We start from the raw sequence: 20,348 nt of genomic DNA, 5'->3' as shown, positions 1-20,348 counted from the left end.
ATACCGCCGTGACGCGGCCGCCCACCAGCCCCCGGCGGGTCGGGGTCAGACCAGCCGCGCGCGCATCGCCTCGATCACCGCCCGGTAATCGTCCTTGCCGAAGATGGCGGAGCCGGCCACGAAGGTATCGGCGCCGGCGGCGGCCACTTCTCCGATATTGTTCTCGGACACACCGCCGTCCACTTCCAGGCGGATATCACGGCCGCTGTCGTCGATCAGCCGGCGCACCCGCTCGATCTTTTGCAGGGTGCCGGGGATGAACTTCTGGCCGCCGAAGCCCGGGTTCACGCTCATCAGCAGGATCATGTCCAGCTTGTCCATGACGTACTCCAGGCACTCCGGGCCGGTGGCCGGGTTGAGCACCAGGCCGGCCTGGCAGCCGGCGTCGCGGATCAGTTGCAGGGAACGGTCCACGTGCCGGGAGGCTTCCGGGTGAAAGGTGATCATGGAGGCACCGGCGTCGGCGAACATGCCGATCAGGTCGTCCACCGGGCTGACCATCAGATGCACGTCGATGGGCGCGGTGATGCCGTGCTGGCGCAGGGCCTTGCACACCATCGGGCCGATGGTCAGGTTGGGCACGTAATGGTTGTCCATCACGTCGAAATGGATCACGTCGGCGCCGGCGGCAAGCACCGCCTCGCACTCCTCGCCCAGCCGCGCGAAATCGGCGGCGAGAATGGAAGGGGCGATCCAGGGGGTTTGCTTGGCCATGAAATGTCCTCGGTGCGTGGCTCAGCGGCGGCGGCCGGCCAGAAAACGATCCAGCTCGGTCAGGCGCTCGGGCGTGCCGATGTCCCACCAGTGCCCGCCATGGTACTGGCCGGAGACCCGGCCGGCGGCCATGGCCGCGCGCAACAGCGGCGCCAGCGGCCGTTCGCCGTCGTCCAGATCTCGAAACAGCGCCGGATGCAGCCGCGCGATGCCGGGATAGGTGAGTCGGGGGGCGGCATTATCACTCACCCGGCCCCCGGCTGTTAAATGGAAATCCCCGTGCGGATGGTGGGCCGGGTTGTCCACCAGCACCAGATGGGCCAGGTCGTCCCCGTCCAGGGCGCCGAGACGGTGGAAATCGAAGTCGCTCCAGATATCCCCATTGACCAGGATAAAGGGCGCCTCGCCCAGCAGCGGCAGGGCCCGGCGAATGCCGCCGGCGGTTTCCAGAGGCGTGCCTTCATGGGACCAGTGCAGGCGCACGCCCAGAGCGTCGCCGTCGCCGAACCGCGCCGGCAGTTGCTCGCCCAGCCAGCCGGTATTGATCACGATCTGCCCCACCCCGGCGTCGCGCAGGGCCTCGATGTGATACTGGATCAACGGCTTGCCGCCGGCTTCCAGCAACGGCTTGGGGGTGGTGTCGGTGAGCGGCCGCATCCGTTTGCCATAGCCGGCGGCCAGGATCATGGCGGTGGGGTCGCCGCTCACGGGCAGCCCCACTGGTCCAGCAGCCGGCCCAGGTCGGCCAGTTCCGGGCGCCGGGTGATAACGGTGCGCAGATAGGCGAAGAAGCGCGGCGCGTCCTCCAGGTATTTGGGCTTGCCGTCCCGGTGGCGGATGCGGGCGAAGATGCCGATCACCTTCAGGTGGCGCTGGGCGCCCATCAGGTCACACCAGCGCAGCCAGTCGTCAAAGGCCGCCGGCACCGGCAGGCCGGCGGCGCCGGCCCGCTCATGGTAAAGGCGCAGCCAGACCAGCACCCGGTCCTCCGGCCAGCTCAGGAAGGCGTCCTTGAACAGGCAGATCGGGTCGTAGCTGAGCGGGCCACCCACCGCGTCCTGGAAATCGATCACCCCGGGATTGGGGTCGCTGACCATCAGGTTGCGGGGCATGAAGTCCCGGTGCACGAACACCCGGGGCTGGGCCAGGGCGGACTCGATCAGGGTGTCGAACAGCGCCTCCAGGCGCGCCGTGTCGGCCTGTTCCAGGGCCAGACCACGATGGCGCTCCAGGTACCATTCGCTGAACAGCCCCAGCTCACGGCGCAGCAGGGCCCGGTCGTACACCGGCAGCCCGCTGCTGTCGGCGTGGCACTGCTGGGCGATCAGGGCGTCCAGGGCGGCGCCGAACCAGGCGTCCGCGTTGCCGTCGTCCAGCGCCGTGAGCCAGGTTTCGGTGCCCATGTCGGTGAGCAGCAGAAAGCCCCGCTCCAGGTCCTGGTGCAGCACCTCGGGCACGTTCACACCGGCGCGGGCGAGCCGGCCGGCCACGTCGATAAAGGGCCGGCAGTCCTCCTGCGGCGGCGGCGCGTCCATGGCCACCAGGGTGCGCCCGCCGTGCCGGTACCGGAAATAGCGACGAAAGCTGGCGTCCGCCGAGGCCGGCTCGCCGGCCACCGGAGCACCCAGCCAGGCGCCCACCCATTGATCCAGCGCCGCGCGCCGGTGATCCTGATTACCGTTCTCAGGCTGCATTGCCACCTTCAATCCATTACACTGCCGCGATTCGACTGAAACTCCGTACCGCCACGACAACGCCGGCCCCACCGGCAGGGTACGCGTCATCAAGGACGCGGTCGGGGATTCCGAAACGGCCTTTTTACCTGTTCCGAGCAGCCGATGCCACTGCCCAAACCATCGTTTTTACCCGGCCTGGCACTGATCCTGGCCGGCTTCGCCGGCGCCGATGACGACCTTAACTGGGTCGACCGGGAGTCCATGGACGCCATGCCCCTGGTGCTGCAACGGCCGATTCCGGTGTGGTGCAGCGGCATCTATTACAACCCCCGGGTGGGCGTGCCCGCCGAACGCAGCGACACGGTGATCACCGCCGACCGCACCAGTCTGACCCGCGACGGTCTGATTGAAATGGGCGGCGACGTGCTGATCGAGGAACCGGGCCGCCGGCTCACCACCCAGTCCGCCCTGCTCGACCAGTCCAGCGGCAAGTTCCAGGTGAACAACGGCCTGCGCCTGGAGACTGACCAGTTCACCTTCCTCGCCGACGGCATGAGCGGCCAGACCGACCGCCGCGAGGTGAGCCTGGATCAGGTGCGCTATTCCCTGTTCGGCCCCGGCGCCCGGGGCACCGCCGACTACATCGACGTGGTCGACAATTTCGTCACCATCGAGCAGGGCAGCTACACCACCTGCGCGCCGGGCTCCAACGGCTGGCAGCTGAACGGCCGGCAGATCCGCCTGGACCGCAGCCAGGGCTGGGGCGAGGCCCGCGACGTGACCCTGCGGGTCAAGGGCATGCCGGTGCTGTGGCTGCCGTGGATCACCTTCCCGATCGACGACCGCCGCAAAAGCGGGCTGCTGTTCCCCACCATCGCCACCAGCGACAACGGCGGCCTGGACGTGACCCAGCCCATCTATATCAACCTGCACCCGCAGATGGACGCCACCGTGGCGCCCCGTTATATCGATGGCCGGGGCAGCGGGCTGGAAACCGAATTCCGCTACCTGAACCGCCTGGGCCTGGGTCAGGTCAGCTATGGCGTGCTGTTCAGCGACCGCCAGTTCGACAACCAGAACCGGGAAGTGGCGTCCTGGCGGCACAACGGCTCGGTGCACCGCTGGCAGCTCACCGCCGACGTCAATTACGTGTCCGACGACTTCTACTTCAAGGACCTGGACACCGGCCTGGAGGTCAGCTCCCAGACTCACCTGCCGCGGCTCGGCGAGGCCCGCTATTTCGGCCGCCGCTGGCAGGCCTTGGCGCGTATCCAGTCCTGGCAGACCATCGACCCGACCCTGCCGGACAACCTGGAACCCTATCGGCGTCTGCCGCAGCTGCAGCTGTCCGGCGACCCCAAGCTGTACGGTCCCCTGCACGGCCTGTGGCTCAGCGACGTGACCGCCTTTGACCGCGCCGACAACGACACCAGCAGCAACCCCACCGGCGCCCGGGTGCACCTGGCTCCGGGGCTGACGGTGCGGCTCAAGCAACCCTGGGGCTACCTGGAGCCCCGGGCCCGGGTCTACCACACCCGCTATCAGCTGGACGGCGCCGACGAGAGCACCGACCCGACCCTGACCACCTGGGGCGCCAGCCTGGATTCCGGGCTGTTCCTGCAGCGCGACACCAGCCTGTTCGGCCGGGGCTACACCCAGACGCTGGAACCGCGGGTGTTCATCAACAAGGTGGCCTACCAGTATCAGGACGACCTGCCCAACTTCGACGCTGGCGAACTGACCTTTTCCTATAACACCCTGTTCCGGGAAAATCGCTTCATCGGCTACGATCGCATCGGCGACGAGGAAAAGATGTCGGTGGGCGTGACCAGCCGCTTCCTGCGCAACGACGATGGCCGCGAACAGGTGCGCCTGCGGGTCGGCCAGGGCTATTACACCGGCGAACGCAAGGTGCAATTGCGCGGCCAGCAGCCCGACGATGCCGACCAGACCCCCATGGTCGCCGACGCGCGCTGGAACTTTGGGCACGATTGGTACCTCTATTCCGAAGGCCAGTGGGATACCCACGCCAACCAGCGCCAGCGCTCTTCCCTGCGGCTGGGCTACACCGACCGGGAGCGCCGGGTACTCAACCTGGGCTTCCATGACCTGGCGGAACAGGACATTCAGCAATCGGAGGTCGCCGCGATCTGGCCGATCCACCGCAACTGGCGCCTGATTGGCCGGTGGCTGTACGACCTGGAAAATCAGCGCACCCTGGAGACCCTGGCGGGCGCCGAATGGCGTAACTGCTGTTGGAAGATCCGGCTGGTCAGCCAGCGGGAGCTGGTCGACGACGACGGCAACGGCACCCTGGAAGGCGACTCCACGGTATTAATGCAGATTCAAATGACCGGGCTCGGCGGGTTCGGCGGGCGCGTGGACAGCCTGCTGGAACGCAGTATTCCCGGATACAGGAGTGAGTATGAGTAGGATCGGAGCTTGGTTGCTGGGCGCGCTGTTGATGACCCAGGTAACCCAGGCGGCCCAGGCACAGATGCAACCGCTGGACCGCATCGTGGCGGTGGTCAACGACGGCGTGATCATGGACAGCGAACTGAACGCGCGGGTCAACGACATCGCCGCCCAGTTCCGCGCCGACAACCGCCCGTTGCCGCCGCAAGAGGTGATGCGCGAGCAGGTGCTTGACCGCATGATCCTGGAGCGGGTGCAGCTGCAAATGGCCGAGCGCGCCGGCATCCGCGTGGACGACGCCACGCTCAACCAGGCCCTGGAAGGCATCGCCCGCCAGAACAACATGTCCCTGCAGCAGTTCTCCGAGCGGCTGCGCGGTGAAGGCTACGACTGGCCCCAGTTCCGCGAACAGATTCGCAACGAAATGGTGATCTCCCGGCTTCAGCAGCGCAGCGTGGCATCGCGGATCCGCGTCACCGACCGGGAAGTGGAGCGTTTCCTGCAATCGGAAACCGGCAAGCGCATGTTCCAGGCCGACTTCCACCTGGGCCATATCCTGGTCAAGGTGCCCGGCGGCGCCAGCCCGGACCAGGTGCGCGCGGCCAAGCAGAAGGCCGACGACCTGGTGCGCCGCCTGCGCGGCGGCGCCGACTTCGCGGAAACCGCGGTGGCCGAATCCGACGGCCCGGAAGCCCTGGAAGGCGGCGACCTGGGCTGGCGCGAGGCGGCCCAATGGCCGAGCCTGTTCGCCGACGCCGCCATCGACATGCAAAAAGGCGATATCAGTGAGCCGCTGCGCTCCGGCGCCGGCTTCCATATTCTCAAGATGATCGACCGCCGGGGCGGCGCCGGTGAGCGCCTGGTCACCCAGTACAAGGTGCGCCATGTGCTGGTGCGCCCGGACACCCTGACCACCGAGGCCCAGGCCCGCCAGGAAATCGACCGGCTGCGCGCCCAGGTGGCCTCCGGCGCCCTGACCTTCGCCGAGGCCGCCGAGCGCGACTCGGACGACCCGGGCAGCGCCCGCCAGGGCGGCGAGCTGGGCTGGGTGGCACCGGGTGAAATGGTGCCGGAGTTCGAGCAGATGATGCAGGAAACCCCCAAGGGGCAGCTGTCGCCCACCTTCCAGACCCAGTTCGGCTGGCACTTCCTGCAGGTGGAAGACATCCGCGAGACCGACATGAGCGACCGCTACCGGGATCTGCAGGCCCGCCAGGCGCTGCAGAAACGGCGCTTCGACGAAGAGCTGCAAACCTGGCTGCAGGAGCAGCGCGCGGAGGCCTATGTGGACATCCGCCTGAACCCGGAATCATGATCCGCCCCCTGGCCCTGACCAGCGGCGACCCGGCGGGCATCGGCCCGGACCTGGCCCTGAGTCTGGCCGCCGGCCCCCTGCCGGCGCCGCTGGTGATCCTCGGCGACCGGGACGTGCTCAGCGCCCGGGCCGGCGCCCTGGGCCTCGCCGTGGACCTGCCGGACTGGTCCCCGGAGCATCCCCTTGGCGACGGCGCCGCTCTCTGGCACTGCCCGGCCGGTGCCCGGGTGCAAGCCGGCCGGCCGGACCCGGCCACCGGCGCCGGCACCCTGGCCATGCTCAGGCTGGCCGCCGACGGCTGCCTGGACGGCACCTTCTCCGCCATGGTCACCGCCCCGGTGGCCAAGAACGTGATCTGTGACGGCGCCGACCCGGCCTTCACCGGACACACCGAATTTCTGGCCGAGCGGGCCGGCGTGGACCGGGTGGTGATGATGCTGGCCGCCGGTGACCTGCGCGTCGCCCTGGCCACCACCCACCTGCCCCTGGCCAAGGTACCGGCGGCGATCACCGAGGCCGGCCTGACCCGGGTGCTGACCATTCTGCGCGACGACCTGCGCGGCAAATTCGCCCTGCCACGGCCACGCATCCTGGTGCTGGGGCTCAACCCCCACGCCGGTGAGGGCGGCCACCTGGGCCGCGAGGAGCTGGACATCATCATCCCCACCCTGGAGCGCCTGCGCGGCCAAGGCTTCGACTTGACCGGCCCGGTGCCGGCGGACACCGCCTTCCAGCCGGCCCTGCTGGAGCAGCACGACGCGGTGCTCGCCATGTACCACGACCAGGGCCTGCCGGTGCTCAAATACGCCGGCTTCGGCGAAGCGGTGAACCTGACCCTGGGCCTGCCGTTCATCCGCACTTCGGTGGACCATGGCACCGCCTTCGATCTGGCCGGCACCGGCCGCGCCCGGGCCGGCAGCCTGCTGGCCGCCACCCGCCTGGCGGCGCAACTGGCGCGCCGGGCCGCCCCGTCGGAGTCCGTTTCATGAGTACCCATCGCGCCCGCAAACGCTTCGGTCAGCACTTTCTGCATGACCCGGCCATCATCGAGCGGCTGGTGCGCAGCGTGGCCCCCGCCGACGGCCAGTCCCTGGTGGAAATCGGCCCCGGCCAGGGCGCCCTCACCTACCCGCTGCTGGACGAGGTGGACCATCTGCAGGTGGTGGAACTGGACCGGGACCTGATTGCCCTGCTGCACGAGCGCATCGCCCCGGAACGGATCACCATCCACGAAAGCGACGCCCTGCGCTTCGACTTCGCCGCCCTGGCCGACGGCCGCCCGCTGCGGGTGGTGGGCAACCTGCCCTACAACATCTCCACGCCGCTGATTTTCCATCTGCTGGACCAGGCCGGCGCCATCGCCGACATGACCTTCATGCTGCAAAAGGAAGTGGTGGACCGGCTCACCGCCGCCCCCGGCGGCAAGGATTACGGGCGTCTTTCGGTGATGGTGCAGTATCATTGCCAGGCGGATTACCTGTTCTTCGTGCCACCGGGGGCCTTCCGGCCACCGCCGAAGGTGGACTCCGCGGTGGTACGCCTGACACCCTACCGCGCCCCGCCCTGGCCCGCCGACGACCCGGCCTGGCTGGCGCGGCTGGTGGCTCAGGCGTTCAGTCAGCGCCGCAAGGCGATCCGCAACAGCCTGAAAAGCCTGATCGATGTAAGCGTGTTCGCCACCACCGGCATCGATGCGGGCCTGCGCCCGGACCACCTGACGGTGGCCGATTACGTGGCCCTGGCCAATGCCAGCGCCGCCGGCAACGTACCGGAATCAAAAGGAGCCCGCCCATGACGGCCGCGCAAGATAACCGCCATCGGATTCAGGTGTCCGTACAAGTGGAATACCTGCCCGACCAGAGCGACGCGGACAACCAGCGCTGGGTGTTCGCCTACCACATCACCATGCACAACCGGGGCCAGCAAACCGCCCGGCTGCTGACCCGCCACTGGGTGATCACCGACGGCGAGGAGCGCACCAGGGAAGTGCACGGCGAGGGCGTGGTGGGCGAGCAGCCCAGCATCGCGCCCGGCCAGTTCTACCAGTACTCCAGCGGCGCGGTGCTGGAGACCGAGGTGGGCACCATGCACGGCAGCTACCAGATGCTGGCCGAGGACGGCACCTGCTTCGACGCCGAGGTCCCCGCCTTCACCCTGGCGGTGCCCCGGGCCCTGCACTGAGCGACGGGAGCCGCCATGAGTACCTTCGCCATCGGCGACCTGCAGGGTTGCCTGAGCCCCTTCGAGGCACTGCTCGACACCATCGGCTTCAACCCGGACCGGGACCAGCTGCTGCTGGCCGGCGACCTGGTGAACCGGGGCCCGGACTCCCTGGGCACCCTGCGCCGGGTGTATGAACTGCGCGACAACGTGCGGGTGGTGCTGGGCAATCACGATCTGCATTTGCTGGCGTTGGCCCATGGCCATGCCCGGCCGAAAAGCAAGGACACCCTGGCGCCGATCCTGGACGCCGCGGACCGGGACACCCTGCTTGGCTGGCTGCGCGGCCAGCCCCTGCTGGTGGAAGTACCTGAATTCGACGCGGTGATGGCCCACGCCGGCCTGCCGCCGCTATGGACCCTGGAGCAGGCCCGTCAACGGGCCGCCGAAATCGCCGGGGTACTGGCCGATCCGCAAAGCGCCGACATTTTTTTCAGTCAGATGTACGGCAACGATCCGGCGGGCTGGCGCGACGACCTGACCGGCCCCACCCGCTGGCGGGTGATCACTAATTATTTCACGCGCATGCGCTTCGTCGACCGCCAGGGCGACCTGGATCTGACCACCAAGGGCGAGGCCGACCAGCCCCCGGCCGGTTTCGTGCCCTGGTTCGAACACCCGGACCGCCTGGACACCGGCTGCCGCGTGCTGTTCGGCCACTGGGCGGCGCTCGAGGGCCGCAGCGGCGTGGCCGGCGTGGAGGCCCTGGACACCGGCTGCGTCTGGGGCGGCTGCCTGACCGCCCTGCGCCTGGACGACGACGCCCGCTTCCGCTGCGATTGCTGATCGCGGCGGTCGTTCGGCCGCCGTTTCGCACCGCTTATCCGATCCTATCCCCACACACTTTTTCTTCACGCCTCCGTTCTTTTTTTGCTTTTGACTTGGCCTTCGTTTTAGCGCCATGCTAGAACCAGAGTGATTCAAAACAGTCTCGGGTTTTGAATCCACCCGCATTGCTCGACCCCGTCACCACGCCGCCGTCCGCGGACGGCTGCCGGGAGCATCCGATGAATTATGCGCGGACTCTGATCGCCCTGTTAATGGCCACCGCCCGGTGGTGGGGCCCCGCTTTAATTCTTTCCGCCGTCCCGTTTTTTCTCGACACCCGCCGTAAAGTTGGAACGGAACTGGCATGGCATCCGTTTGATTCCACCGATTCCCCATCGTCAGGAGGGAGTAAGGCATGAGTATTCTCCGCCACTATCAGGCCCGGTTCGATGCCGCCCAGGAAGATGAAATGTCCCTGGAGGATTACCTCGCCCTGTGCAAGACCGACCCCGGTGTATACGCCTCGGCCGCCGAGCGCATGCTGATGGCGATCGGTGAACCGGAGCTGGTGGATACCGCCAAGGACCCGCGCCTGTCGCGGATTTTCTCCAACAAGATGATTCGGCGGTATCCGGCATTCAGCGAGTTCTACGGGCTGGAGGATGTGATCGAGAACATCGTCAGCTACTACCGCCACGCCGCCCAGGGGCTGGAAGAACGCAAACAGATTCTCTACCTGCTGGGCCCGGTGGGCGGCGGTAAATCGTCGCTGGCGGAAAAACTGAAAGCACTGATGCAGAAAATTCCTTTCTACGCGATCAAGGACTCGCCGGTGAATGAATCGCCGCTGGGTCTTTTTGATCCGGAAGAAGACGGCCCGATCCTGGAAGAGGAATACGGCATTCCCCGCCGCTACGTGAACACCATCATGTCGCCCTGGGCAGTGAAACGGCTCAAGGAATTCGGCGGCGATCTCGGTCAGTTCCGCGTGGTTAAACGCTACCCCTCGATTCTCGACCAGGTGGCGGTGGCCAAGACCGAGCCCGGCGACGAGAACAACCAGGATATTTCCTCCCTGGTGGGCAAGGTGGACATCCGCAAACTGGAGGACTTCGCCCAGGAAGACCCGGACGCCTACGCCTTCTCCGGTGGCCTGTGCCGGGCCAACCAGGGGCTACTGGAATTCGTGGAAATGTTCAAGGCGCCGATCAAGGTGCTGCACCCGTTGCTCACTGCGACCCAGGAGGGCAACTACAACGGCACCGAGCACATGGGCGCGATTCCCTTCGACGGCATCGTACTGGCGCACTCCAACGAAGCGGAGTGGCAAACCTTCAGAAACAACAAGAACAACGAAGCCTTTATCGACCGGGTCTATATCGTCAAGGTGCCCTATTGCCTGCGTGTCACCGAGGAACAGCAGATCTACGACAAGCTGCTGCGCAACTCCAGCCTGCGTAACGCCCATTGCGCGCCGGACACCCTGCGCATGCTGGCCCAGTTCTCGGTGCTGACCCGGCTCAAGGAGCCGGAAAACTCCAGCATCTACTCGAAGATGCGCATCTACGACGGCGAGAACCTGAAGGACATCGACCCGCGCGCCAAGTCGATCCAGGAATACCGGGACATGGCCGGGGTGGACGAAGGCATGGACGGGCTCTCCACCCGCTTCGCCTTCAAGATTCTTTCCAAGGTGTTCAACTTCGACCACACCGAGGTGGCCGCCAACCCGGTGCACCTGATGCACGTGCTCGAACAGCGCATCGAGCAGGAGCAATATGCCCAGGAACGCCAGGACCAGTACCGCCGCTTTATCAAGGAATATCTGGTTCCCCACTATGTGGAGTTCATCGGCAAGGAGATCCAGACCGCCTATCTGGAGTCCTACTCCGAATACGGCCAGAACATCTTCGACCGCTACGTGATGTACGCGGATTTCTGGATTCAGGATCAGGAATTCCGGGACCCGGACACCGGCGAGATCTTTGACCGCCAGGCCCTCAACGAGGAGCTGGAGAAAATCGAGAAGCCGGCGGGCATTTCCAATCCCAAGGACTTCCGCAACGAGGTGGTCAACTTCGTGCTGCGCGCCCGCGCCAACAACGCCGGCCGCAACCCCAGCTGGATGAGCTATCAGAAGCTGCGCGACGTGATCGAGAAGAAAATGTTCTCCAACACCGAGGACCTGCTGCCAGTGATTTCCTTCAACCCGAAAGGCAGCGACGACGACCGCCGCAAGCACGACAACTTCGTCAAGCGGATGATGGACCGGGGCTACACGGAGAAACAGGTTCGCCTGCTTTCCGAATGGTACCTGCGCGTACGCAAGGCCCAATAGATTCAGTTGAAAGGGACAAGTTACAAGTTACAACGAGGGCGGGTGCCGGGGATCTTAACGGCCGTGCCCGCGCACAACCCGGATTCGCGGCCCGCGCGGAAAAGCCGCTGACAAACCTATAGCGCGTTGCAACTTGAAACTTTCAACTTGCAACTGCTTCCGGAGGAAGCCCATGAGCTACATCATCGACCGGCGTCTTAACGGCAAGCACAAGAGCACGGTGAACCGGCAGCGGTTTCTGGAGCGCTATCGCCGGCATATCCGCGAAGCGGTGAACGACGCCGTGGGCCGGCGCTCGATCACCGATATGGAACAGGGCGAGCGCATTTCCATTCCGCGCAAGGACATGTCCGAACCCAGTTTCCATCACGGCGGTGGCGGGCGGCGCAATGTGGTGCATCCGGGCAACAAGGAATTCCAGCAGGGCGACCGCATCAAGAAGCCGGCCGGTGGCCAGGGCGGTGCCGGCGGCCAGCAGGCCGGCGACTCCGGCGAAGGCGAGGACGAGTTCGCCTTCGAAATCGATCAGCGCGAATTCCTCAACTTTCTGTTCGAGGACCTGGCCCTGCCCAATCTGGTGAAACGCCACCTGCAGGGCACCCGCAGCTTTCAGCGCCGCCATGGCGGCATCGTCAGCCATGGCCTGCCCGCCAAGATCAATATCGTGCGTTCCATGCGCCAGGCGTCCATGCGCCGCCGGGCGCTGTCGGCGGCCAGCCGCAAACGGCTGCGCACGCTCCAGGCGGAACGGGACGAACTGCTGAATCAGGACCAGTCGCCGGAGCGCCACCAGCGGCTGGCGGAACTGGAGGAACAGATCGCCCGGCTGCGGCGGCGGCTGGAACGCATTCCGTTTCTGGACGAGGTGGACCTGCGCTACAACCACCACGTCAAGGTGCCCACGCCGGTGAGCCGGGCGGTGATGTTCTGCATCATGGATGTGTCCGGCTCCATGAATCAGGACATGAAGGACCTGGCCAAGCGCTTCTTTCTGCTGCTCTACCTGTTTCTGCAACGGAACTACGAGCACACCGAGGTGGTGTTTATCCGCCACCACACCAGTGCCAAGGAAGTGACCGAGGAGGAGTTCTTCTACTCCCGGGAAACCGGCGGCACCATCGTTTCCAGCGCGCTTAAGCTGACCCTGGACATCATCAAGCAGCGCTACCCGGTGGACGAATGGAACCTCTACGCGGCCCAGGCCTCCGACGGTGACAACTGGAACGATGACTCCCCGTCCTGCGCCCAGCTGCTGGAAAAGGAGCTGTTGCCACGCCTGCAGCATTTCTCCTATGTGGAGGTAATGCCGCGCAGCCACCAGGCGCTCTGGGAGCAGTACCAGCAGATCCAGGACCGGCACGGCGACAGCTTCGCCATGGCCCAGCTGGATGATCCCGGCGACATCTACCCGGTGTTCCGGCGCCTGTTCAAGAAAAGGATGGAGGCGGCATGACGGTGACCGAAAGCAAGCTGTTGTCCACCGGCTCGGACTGGGACTTCGAAACCCTGGCCCGCTACGACCAGGCCATCGCCGAACTGGCCCACGGCAAGTACGGCCTGGACACCTATCCCAACCAGATCGAGGTGATCTCCTCGGAACAGATGATGGACGCCTATTCCTCCGTGGGCATGCCGGTGGGCTACCACCACTGGTCGTTCGGCAAGCAGTTCGTGGAGGTGGAAGGCCGCTACCGGCGCGGCCAGATGGGTCTCGCCTACGAGATCGTGATCAACTCCAACCCCTGCATCGCCTACCTGATGGAGGAAAACACCATCACCATGCAGGCGCTGGTGATCGCCCACGCCAGCTACGGCCATAACTCCTTCTTCAAGGGCAACTACCTGTTCAAGACCTGGACCGATGCCTCGGCGATCATCGACTACCTGGTGTTCGCCCGCCATTACATCGCCGAGTGCGAGCAGCGCCATGGGGTCGCCGCCGTGGAGGAGACCCTGGATTCCTGCCACGCACTGATGAACTACGGCGTGGATCGCTACAAAAGGCCCACGCCGATTTCCGCCCAGCGGGAACGGCAGCGCCAGCGGGAGCGCGAGGAGATTCTGCAGCGCCAGGTCTCGGAGCTGTGGAAGACCTTTCCGGAACTGCAGCCGGCGATGCAACGCCGGGAGCCCAATTCCCGTTTTCCGGCGGAGCCCCAGGAAAACCTGCTCTATTTCCTGGAGAAGAACGCGCCGCTACTGGAACCCTGGCAGCGGGAAATCCTGCGCATCGTGCGCAAGATGGCCCAGTACTTCTACCCGCAACGCCAGACCAAGGTGATGAACGAGGGCTGGGCCACCTTCTGGCACTACACCCTGCTCCACGACCTGTACGACAGCGGCCAGGTCGGCGACGGCTTCATGCTGGAGTTTCTGCAGAACCACAGCCAGGTGGTCTATCAACCGCCGTTCGATGCCAGGTACTACTCCGGCATCAACCCCTATGCGCTGGGGTTCGCCATGTTCACCGACATCCGGCGTATCTGCGAGCACCCCACCGAGGAAGACCGGCACTGGTTTCCGGACATCGCCGGCAGCGACTGGCTGAAAACCCTCAAGTTCGCCATGGAAAGCTTCAAGGACGAGAGCTTTATCCAGCAGTTCCTGTCACCCCGGCTGATTCGGGAGTTCAAACTGTTCAGCCTGTTCGACGACGCCGAACGGGACTACATAGAGATCGACGCCATCCATGACGAGCGCGGCTACCAGCTGATCCGCAACCGGCTCTCCGAGCAGTACAACCTGAGCATCCAGGAGCCCAATATCCAGGTCTACCACGCGGACGTGCGCGGCGACCGCTCCCTGACCCTGCAACACATCCGCCAGCACCATCGCCCCCTGGACCCGGACAGCGGCCGCGAGGTACTGCGCCACCTGCACCGCCTGTGGGGCTTTGATGTGCACCTGGAGAGCATCGACAACGGCACCGTGGTGGAGCGGCTGTCCATGCCCGGCGGCTGACCGGCGGCGCCCCGGCACCGGACAAATACGTCCGGTGCCTTGATTGATAAATATTCTCATTAATGATTGTATCCGGCGCGTGTTTTTCTGCCTGGAGCCTTTTCCCATGCGCCGCCTTGGCCTGCTCGTTGCCCTGCTCACCGCCACCCTGATCACCACCGGTTGCGGCACCCAAACCGACGAAGTGAACGTCTACTCCGCCCGCAAGGAAGCGCTGATCAAACCGCTTCTGGACCGGTTTTCCGAACAGACCGGCATCACCGTCAACCTGATCACCGGCAGCGCCGATGCCCTGGTGGAACGCCTGAAGGCGGAGGGCGAACACAGCCCCGCGGACCTGCTGATCACGGTGGACGCCGGGCGCCTGTACCGGGCCCAGCAGGAGGGGCTGCTGGCCACGACCAGCAGCGATGAACTGGACCGCCAGGTGCCGTCGGCCCTGCGTGAGCCGGAAGGCCGCTGGTTCGGCCTGTCCGTGCGCGGCCGGGTGATCGTCTATGCCCCGGATCGGGTGGACCCGGCCAACCTGTCCACCTATGAAGCCCTGGCCGACCCGCAATGGGCCGGGCGCATCTGCATCCGCTCCTCGGACAACATCTACAACCAATCCCTGGTGGCCAGCCTGATCGCCCACGACGGCGAACCGGCCACCCGCCAATGGGCCGAGGGCCTGGTGGCCAATATGGCCCGGGACCCGGTGGGCGGCGACCGCGACCAGATCAAGGCGGTGGCCGCCGGCGACTGCGACCTGGCGGTGGTCAACACCTACTACCTGGGCATGATGCAGGCCGACCAGGACGCGGAAACCCGGGACATCGCCCACCGGGTGCGGGTGTTCTGGCCCAACCAGGACGGCCGTGGCATCCACATCAACATCTCCGGCGCCGGCATCACCGCCAACGCCCCCAACCCCGACAACGCGCAAAAGCTGCTGGAATTCCTGGTCAGCGACGAGTCCCAGCGCTGGTATGCGGAAACCAACCACGAATACCCGGTGCGCCCGGGCGTGGCCACCAGCGAGCTGCTGCAAAGCTGGGGCGACTTCAAGCAGGACGACCTGCCCCTGGTGAAGCTCGGTGAGTTGAACGCCGACGCCGTCAAGGTGATGGATCAGGCAGGCTGGAAATAGGACGCCGACGCTTGCTCGCCCGCGCGGGCGCCGGCGGGCGCTCCTGGCTGCTGCTGGCCCTGGCGCTGGTGCTGGCCGCGCCGGTGCTGGTGGTGGCCGGCAGCTGGCTGGCCGGCCCGTCGCCCAACTGGCCGCACCTGCGCGCCACGGTGCTGCCCGGCTATGTCTGGATGTCGCTGCTGCTGGCCCTGGGCACCGGCCTGGGCACCCTGGTGATCGGCGTGGGGTCGGCCTGGGCGATGGCGCGGCTGCGCTTTCCCGGCCACCGCCTGCTGGAGTGGGCGCTGCTGCTGCCCCTGGCCTGCCCGGCCTATCTGATCGCCTACACCTGGACCGGCCTGCTGGCCAGCGAAGGCGCCCTGCAACAGGCCCTGTCGGTGCCGCTGCCGGACATTCGCGGCCCCGCCGGGGCGGTGGCCATGTTCACCCTGGTGCTCTACCCCTATGTGTACCTGATGGCGCGGGCCGCCTTTATCGGCCAGGCGGCGCTGGCCCAGGAAGTGGCGCGCACCCTGGGCGCCGGCCCCTGGCGGCGCTTCTTCCGGGTCGCCCTGCCCCTGGCGCGGCCGGCCATCGTCGCCGGCCTGGCCCTGGTGCTGATGGAAACCCTGGCGGACTACGGCACCGTGGCCTATTTCGGCGTGCCCACCCTGAGCACCGGCATCTACCGCACCTGGTTCGGCCTCGGCGACCGGCTGGCGGCGGCGCAGCTGGCCGGGGTGCTGCTGCTGGCCATGGTGGTGCTGCTGTGGCTGGAGCGGCACGCCCGCCAGCAGCGGCGCATCGCCGGCAACGGCGAGCCGGCGCCGCCCCGCACCCTGGCCCGCGGCCCGGGCAGCCTGCTGGCCGCCCTGCTGTGGCTGCCCATCCTGCTGGGATTCATACTGCCGATGCTGCAACTGCTGCTCTGGAGCCTGCCCCGCTGGCGCGACCTGCTGGCCCCGGATTTCCTGGCGCTGCTCGGCACCAGCCTGCTGATTGCCGGCGCCACGGCGATCGCCGCCACCACCCTCGGGCTGCTGCTGATCTGGGCCCGGCGGCTGCGCGCCGACCGCCCCCGGCGGGCCGCCGCCAGGCTGGCCGGGTTCGGCTACGCGGTGCCGGGCACGGTGTTGGCGGTGGGTGTGGTGATGGTGCTGGCCACCGTGGACCGGGGCCTTAACGACGGACTGGCCGCCCTGGGGCTGCCGACCCCGGGGCTGCTGTTTTCCGGCACCCTGTTCGCGGTGATCTTCGCCTGCACGGTGCGCTTTCTGACCATCCCGGTGCAGGGCCTGGACGCCGGCTTGCAGAACCTGTCGCCGAACCTGGACAGCGCCGCCCGCTCCCTGGGCGCCCGCCCCGCCGCGCTGCTGCGCCGGGTGCATCTGCCACTGCTGCGGGTGCCGCTGGCCACCAGCGCCTTGCTGGTGTTCGTGGATACCCTCAAGGAACTCCCGGCGGCGCTGGTACTCCGACCCTTCAACACCAATACGCTGGCGGTGCGCGCCTTCGAACTGGCCTCCGACGAGCAACTGGCGGACGCCGCCCTGCCGGCGCTGGCCATTCTGCTGGCCGGGGTGGCGCCGGTGGTGCTGCTGACCCGTTCCATGCGCGTACCCCACGCCCCGTCGGGATGATCGCTTGGCTATGCTGACTCTGGACCGTCTTTCCCTGCGCTTCGACCACCAGCCGGTGCTGGACCGGGTCAGCCTGACCCTGGACCAGGGCCGCATCGGCTGCCTGATCGGGCCGTCGGGCTGCGGCAAGACCTCCCTGCTGCGACTGATCGCCGGCTTCCTGGCGCCGGCCTCCGGCCGGGTGATGCTCGGCGACGAAACCGTGGCCGATGCGCATCAGCAGATGCCGGCGGAGCAGCGGCGGGTGGGCATGGTGTTCCAGGACATCGCCCTGTTTCCGCACCTCAACGTCACCGACAACATCGCCTTTGGCCTCAACCACCAACCGCCGGCGGCACGCCGCGCCCGGGTGGCGGAGCTGCTGGCGCTGGTGGGCCTGCCCGGCCTGGGCGACCGCTACCCCCATCAACTGTCCGGCGGCCAGCAGCAGCGCGTGGCCCTGGCCCGGGCCCTGGCGCCCAAGCCGCGCCTGCTGCTGCTGGATGAACCCTTCTCGGCCCTGGACGCGGAACTGCGCGAGCAGATCAGCCGCGAAGTGCGGCAGATCCTGTTGCGCGAGGGCATCACCGCCCTGTTCGTCACCCACGACCAGAACGAGGCGTTCGCCCTGGCCGATCAGTTGGGGGTGATGCACGGCGGACGTTTGCTGCAATGGGACAGTCCCTACCGGGTCTACCACCAGCCGGCGGACCGCACGGTGGCGGACTTTATCGGTGGCGGCGTGCTGATGCCCGGCCGGGTGCGCGACCCGGACAGCGTGGAAACCGCCCTGGGCCCGCTACGCGGGCCGCTGCCGGCGGGGCTGGCAGCGGGCGCGGATGTGGATGTGCTGGTCCGCCCGGACGATCTGGTGATCGACGACGGGGGCCCGCGCCGGGCGCGGGTGGTGGAATGCCTGTTCCGGGGCGCGCGCATGCTCTACACCCTGGAACTGGAAAACGGACAACGGCTGCCGTGCCTGGCGCCCAGCCACCACGCCCATGGGCCGGGCACCAGCGTGGCGGTGCGGCTGGATCTGGAACACCTGGTGGTGTTCCCGCGGGGGCGTGGCTAAACCTGATCGCGGCTGAAGCCGCTCCTACAAGCGTTGCCGATCGCCGTAGGAGCGATGCCAAGCGGCCGGGCGGCGATCCGCGCCCCCACGTCCTTGTAGGAGCGGCTTCAGCCGCGATAAGTCTAATCGAGCAGACCCACCAACCGCTGCCGAATAGTCTGATTACACTCCTCGATGATCGAGGCCACCAGCTCCTCGCAGGAAGGAATGGAATCAATCAGGCCCTGCACCATGCCGCTGGTCCAGATGCCGTAGTCCACATCCCCCTCCTTGAGCGCCACCTTACCCTTGGCGCCGGCCACCATGTCGCTGATCAGCTCGAACTTCATGTCCTTGCCGGCTTCGCGCTCGATCTCGTTGACCCGCTCCGCCACCTTGTTCTTGTAGACCCGGGCGGTGTTGCGCAGGGGCCGGTAAACCAGCGCCGTGTCGCGCTCGGAGCCCTCGACGATGGCGCGCTTGATGTTCTCGTGGATGGGCGCTTCCTTGGTGGCCATGAAGCGGGTGCCCATGTTGATGCCGTCGGCGCCCAGGGCCAGGCAAGCGGCCATCTGCGCGCCGGTGCCGATGCCACCGGAAGCGACCATGGGAATATCCAGCACCTTGGCGGCGGCGGGCAGCAGCACCAGGTTGGTCACATCGTCCTCGCCGGGGTGGCCGGCGCACTCGAAACCGTCCACGGACACCGCCGCGCAGCCCAGGCTCTGGGCTTTCAGGGAATGGCGCACCGAGGTGCACTTATGGATCACCTTGACGCCGTGCTCGTTGAACAGCGCCATGAACGGCTCCGGGCTGCGCCCGGCGGTTTCCACGATTTTTACCCCGGACTCGACGATGGCGCGGGCGTATTCCTCGTAGGGCACCGGCTTGATGGTCGGCAGCAAGGTCAGGTTGACGCCAAACGGCTGGTCGGTCATCTCCTGGCAGCGGGCGATTTCCCGGGCCAGGTCCTCCGGCGTGGGCTGGGTCAGGCCGGTAATGACGCCCAGGGCGCCGGCGTTGGACACCGCGGAGGCCAGCTCCGCGTAGCCCACGTTCTGCATGCCACCCTGGATGATCGGGTAACGGGTACCCAGCAATTCGGTAAGACGCGTTTTCATGAAGGTCTCTCTCCCATGTTGTTGCTCGACCCTACCCAGCCGCCGGGCACCATACAATGATCTTATCCGTCACCGACTGTGGCGGAAACGACCTGCCGCCGTACCCGCCGGTCGCCAAACAGATACAACCCCAGGGCGGCGACGATCACCGCCGCCCCCGCCAGCACCCGTGGCCCGAGCTGTTCGTCATTGAGCCAGGCCCCCAACGACAGGGCCAGCACCGGCGTGATCAGGGTGACCAGCGCCACCGTGGCCGCCGGCAACCGGCTCAACACCAGGAAATAGCAGTAGAACCCCACCAGGGAACCGAACACCGCCAGATAGACGATGGCCCCCAGGCCGCGCAGGTCGCCGCTCCACTGCAGCCCCTGCCCGGTGATCAGCATGGCCAGACCGTACAGCGGCAGCGAGCCGATCAGCCCGCCCACGGTCTGCTGCATCGGCGCCAGGCCGGCACCGACCCGCTGCACCACGATGCCGGACAGGGCGAACAGGCTCACCGCCGCCAGAATCCACAGCATCCCCCGGCCACGCCCCTCCAACGCCGCGCCGCCGCCGAACAGCGCCGCCAGGCTGTCGCCGAACACCAGCCCCAGCCCCACCAGCCCCAGCAGGCAGGCCATCCAGTGCCAGCCGTTGAAGCGGGCGCCGCCGCGCACCGCCAGCAACATCACCCCGGAGATCAGCGGCGCCATGCCGAACACCACCGAAAGCAACCCGGAGGGCAGATCCCGCGCCGCCATGTAGCTGCAGCCCATGGCCCCGAAAATCCCCGGCAGCGCCGCCCCGTAGCTGGACAGGGCGCGCCGATGCAGCGGCAACCCCTGGCCGCGCACCATCAGCCACAGCACCCCGAGCAGCGCCGCCAATGCCATCCGCCCGCCGGCGGCGGCGAACGCCGGCAGCGCTTCGCCACTCCATTTGATGCCCAATGGCGTGGTCGCCCAAACGGCAATCACGATGAGATAGGCGGCCAAGGTATTCATGTCAATCCTTGCGTAGGGTGCAGCCCGTCCGGCGAGCTTGTGAAGGTCCGCAT

17 protein-coding genes are annotated in these 20,348 nt (G+C 66.9%); 12 read left to right on the top strand and 5 right to left on the bottom strand.

What is annotated here, in order from left to right:
- Positions 1–45: 45 nt before the first annotated feature.
- Genes rpe through FGS76_RS00325 form a run of 3 tightly spaced genes read right to left on the bottom strand, consistent with a single transcriptional unit; the run spans position 46 to position 2,408 of the window.
- The gene (rpe, locus tag FGS76_RS00335; RefSeq protein ID WP_138770642.1) at positions 46–714 is read right to left on the bottom strand and encodes a ribulose-phosphate 3-epimerase; all 669 of its coding nucleotides are present in this window, start codon (positions 712–714) and stop codon (positions 46–48) included.
- 21 nt (positions 715–735) lie between these two features.
- On the bottom strand, positions 736–1,401 hold the full coding sequence (gene murU, locus FGS76_RS00330) for an N-acetylmuramate alpha-1-phosphate uridylyltransferase MurU (RefSeq protein WP_138770745.1): 666 nt from the start codon (positions 1,399–1,401) through the stop codon (positions 736–738).
- A gap of 17 nt (positions 1,402–1,418) precedes the next feature.
- Positions 1,419–2,408: an aminoglycoside phosphotransferase family protein gene (locus tag FGS76_RS00325; RefSeq protein ID WP_138770641.1), complete on the bottom strand. Its 990-nt coding sequence runs from the start codon at positions 2,406–2,408 to the stop codon at positions 1,419–1,421.
- 144 nt (positions 2,409–2,552) lie between these two features.
- Between FGS76_RS00325 and FGS76_RS00320 the strand changes: the two genes are divergently transcribed.
- From FGS76_RS00320 to FGS76_RS00265, 12 genes are all read left to right on the top strand, one after another.
- Positions 2,553–4,823 carry an LPS-assembly protein LptD gene (locus tag FGS76_RS00320; RefSeq protein ID WP_138770640.1) on the top strand — a complete coding sequence of 757 codons (2,271 nt, stop codon included), beginning with the start codon at positions 2,553–2,555 and terminating at the stop codon, positions 4,821–4,823.
- Complete coding sequence (locus tag FGS76_RS00315) at positions 4,816–6,120, top strand: peptidylprolyl isomerase (RefSeq protein WP_138770639.1); 1,305 nt, start codon at positions 4,816–4,818, stop codon at positions 6,118–6,120. Before FGS76_RS00320 ends, FGS76_RS00315 begins: the two co-directional genes overlap by 8 nt.
- Complete coding sequence (gene pdxA / locus FGS76_RS00310) at positions 6,117–7,109, top strand: 4-hydroxythreonine-4-phosphate dehydrogenase PdxA (protein ID WP_138770638.1); 993 nt, start codon at positions 6,117–6,119, stop codon at positions 7,107–7,109. Before FGS76_RS00315 ends, pdxA begins: the two co-directional genes overlap by 4 nt.
- Positions 7,106–7,915: a 16S rRNA (adenine(1518)-N(6)/adenine(1519)-N(6))-dimethyltransferase RsmA gene (gene rsmA / locus FGS76_RS00305; protein ID WP_138770637.1), complete on the top strand. Its 810-nt coding sequence runs from the start codon at positions 7,106–7,108 to the stop codon at positions 7,913–7,915. Before pdxA ends, rsmA begins: the two co-directional genes overlap by 4 nt.
- Positions 7,912–8,301 carry a Co2+/Mg2+ efflux protein ApaG gene (apaG, locus tag FGS76_RS00300; protein WP_138770636.1) on the top strand — a complete coding sequence of 130 codons (390 nt, stop codon included), beginning with the start codon at positions 7,912–7,914 and terminating at the stop codon, positions 8,299–8,301. Before rsmA ends, apaG begins: the two co-directional genes overlap by 4 nt.
- A 15-nt stretch (positions 8,302–8,316) precedes the next feature.
- Positions 8,317–9,126: a symmetrical bis(5'-nucleosyl)-tetraphosphatase gene (locus FGS76_RS00295; protein ID WP_138770635.1), complete on the top strand. Its 810-nt coding sequence runs from the start codon at positions 8,317–8,319 to the stop codon at positions 9,124–9,126.
- 397 nt (positions 9,127–9,523) lie between these two features.
- Positions 9,524–11,446 carry a PrkA family serine protein kinase gene (locus FGS76_RS00290; RefSeq protein WP_138770634.1) on the top strand — a complete coding sequence of 641 codons (1,923 nt, stop codon included), beginning with the start codon at positions 9,524–9,526 and terminating at the stop codon, positions 11,444–11,446.
- Positions 11,447–11,618: 172 nt separating this feature from the next.
- Positions 11,619–12,899: a YeaH/YhbH family protein gene (locus tag FGS76_RS00285; RefSeq protein WP_138770633.1), complete on the top strand. Its 1,281-nt coding sequence runs from the start codon at positions 11,619–11,621 to the stop codon at positions 12,897–12,899.
- Positions 12,896–14,407, top strand: a complete 1,512-nt coding sequence (locus FGS76_RS00280) for a SpoVR family protein (protein WP_138770632.1) — start codon at positions 12,896–12,898, stop codon at positions 14,405–14,407. The genes FGS76_RS00285 and FGS76_RS00280 overlap by 4 nt, the downstream gene beginning before the upstream one ends.
- Positions 14,408–14,513: 106 nt before the next feature.
- A complete protein-coding gene (locus tag FGS76_RS00275) occupies positions 14,514–15,536 on the top strand; it encodes a Fe(3+) ABC transporter substrate-binding protein (RefSeq protein ID WP_138770631.1) in 1,023 nt (340 codons plus the stop codon).
- A gap of 11 nt (positions 15,537–15,547) precedes the next feature.
- On the top strand, positions 15,548–17,155 hold the full coding sequence (locus FGS76_RS00270; protein ID WP_138770630.1) for an ABC transporter permease: 1,608 nt from the start codon (positions 15,548–15,550) through the stop codon (positions 17,153–17,155).
- A gap of 10 nt (positions 17,156–17,165) precedes the next feature.
- The gene (locus tag FGS76_RS00265) at positions 17,166–18,209 is read left to right on the top strand and encodes an ABC transporter ATP-binding protein (protein WP_138770744.1); all 1,044 of its coding nucleotides are present in this window, start codon (positions 17,166–17,168) and stop codon (positions 18,207–18,209) included.
- Between the two features lie 122 nt (positions 18,210–18,331).
- On the opposite strand, the gene FGS76_RS00260 is transcribed toward FGS76_RS00265, so the two are convergent.
- The gene (locus FGS76_RS00260; protein ID WP_138770629.1) at positions 18,332–19,309 is read right to left on the bottom strand and encodes an NAD(P)H-dependent flavin oxidoreductase; all 978 of its coding nucleotides are present in this window, start codon (positions 19,307–19,309) and stop codon (positions 18,332–18,334) included.
- Between the two features lie 62 nt (positions 19,310–19,371).
- Positions 19,372–20,295, bottom strand: coding sequence for a DMT family transporter (locus FGS76_RS00255; RefSeq protein WP_138770628.1), 924 nt, complete (start codon positions 20,293–20,295; stop codon positions 19,372–19,374).
- Positions 20,296–20,348: the final 53 nt, after the last annotated feature.

Origin of the sequence: Alloalcanivorax gelatiniphagus (genome assembly GCF_005938655.1) — a bacterium.
Classification (GTDB): Bacteria; Pseudomonadota; Gammaproteobacteria; order Pseudomonadales; family Alcanivoracaceae; genus Alloalcanivorax; species Alloalcanivorax gelatiniphagus.
The sequence above is the reverse complement of the archived record's forward strand: the minus strand, read 5'-3'. Positions and strand labels throughout refer to the sequence as shown.

What these genes read in the sequence shown, in the direction of transcription:
- rpe (WP_138770642.1), bottom strand. Translation starts at nt 714, where the DNA reads ATGGCCAAGCAAACCCCCTGGATCGCCCCTTCCATTCTCGCCGCCGAT.
- murU (WP_138770745.1), bottom strand. Translation starts at nt 1,401, where the DNA reads ATGATCCTGGCCGCCGGCTATGGCAAACGGATGCGGCCGCTCACCGAC.
- FGS76_RS00325 (WP_138770641.1), bottom strand. Translation starts at nt 2,408, where the DNA reads ATGCAGCCTGAGAACGGTAATCAGGATCACCGGCGCGCGGCGCTGGAT.
- FGS76_RS00320 (WP_138770640.1), top strand. Translation starts at nt 2,553, where the DNA reads ATGCCACTGCCCAAACCATCGTTTTTACCCGGCCTGGCACTGATCCTG.
- FGS76_RS00315 (WP_138770639.1), top strand. Translation starts at nt 4,816, where the DNA reads ATGAGTAGGATCGGAGCTTGGTTGCTGGGCGCGCTGTTGATGACCCAG.
- pdxA (WP_138770638.1), top strand. Translation starts at nt 6,117, where the DNA reads ATGATCCGCCCCCTGGCCCTGACCAGCGGCGACCCGGCGGGCATCGGC.
- rsmA (WP_138770637.1), top strand. Translation starts at nt 7,106, where the DNA reads ATGAGTACCCATCGCGCCCGCAAACGCTTCGGTCAGCACTTTCTGCAT.
- apaG (WP_138770636.1), top strand. Translation starts at nt 7,912, where the DNA reads ATGACGGCCGCGCAAGATAACCGCCATCGGATTCAGGTGTCCGTACAA.
- FGS76_RS00295 (WP_138770635.1), top strand. Translation starts at nt 8,317, where the DNA reads ATGAGTACCTTCGCCATCGGCGACCTGCAGGGTTGCCTGAGCCCCTTC.
- FGS76_RS00290 (WP_138770634.1), top strand. Translation starts at nt 9,524, where the DNA reads ATGAGTATTCTCCGCCACTATCAGGCCCGGTTCGATGCCGCCCAGGAA.
- FGS76_RS00285 (WP_138770633.1), top strand. Translation starts at nt 11,619, where the DNA reads ATGAGCTACATCATCGACCGGCGTCTTAACGGCAAGCACAAGAGCACG.
- FGS76_RS00280 (WP_138770632.1), top strand. Translation starts at nt 12,896, where the DNA reads ATGACGGTGACCGAAAGCAAGCTGTTGTCCACCGGCTCGGACTGGGAC.
- FGS76_RS00275 (WP_138770631.1), top strand. Translation starts at nt 14,514, where the DNA reads ATGCGCCGCCTTGGCCTGCTCGTTGCCCTGCTCACCGCCACCCTGATC.
- FGS76_RS00265 (WP_138770744.1), top strand. Translation starts at nt 17,166, where the DNA reads ATGCTGACTCTGGACCGTCTTTCCCTGCGCTTCGACCACCAGCCGGTG.
- FGS76_RS00260 (WP_138770629.1), bottom strand. Translation starts at nt 19,309, where the DNA reads ATGAAAACGCGTCTTACCGAATTGCTGGGTACCCGTTACCCGATCATC.
- FGS76_RS00255 (WP_138770628.1), bottom strand. Translation starts at nt 20,295, where the DNA reads ATGAATACCTTGGCCGCCTATCTCATCGTGATTGCCGTTTGGGCGACC.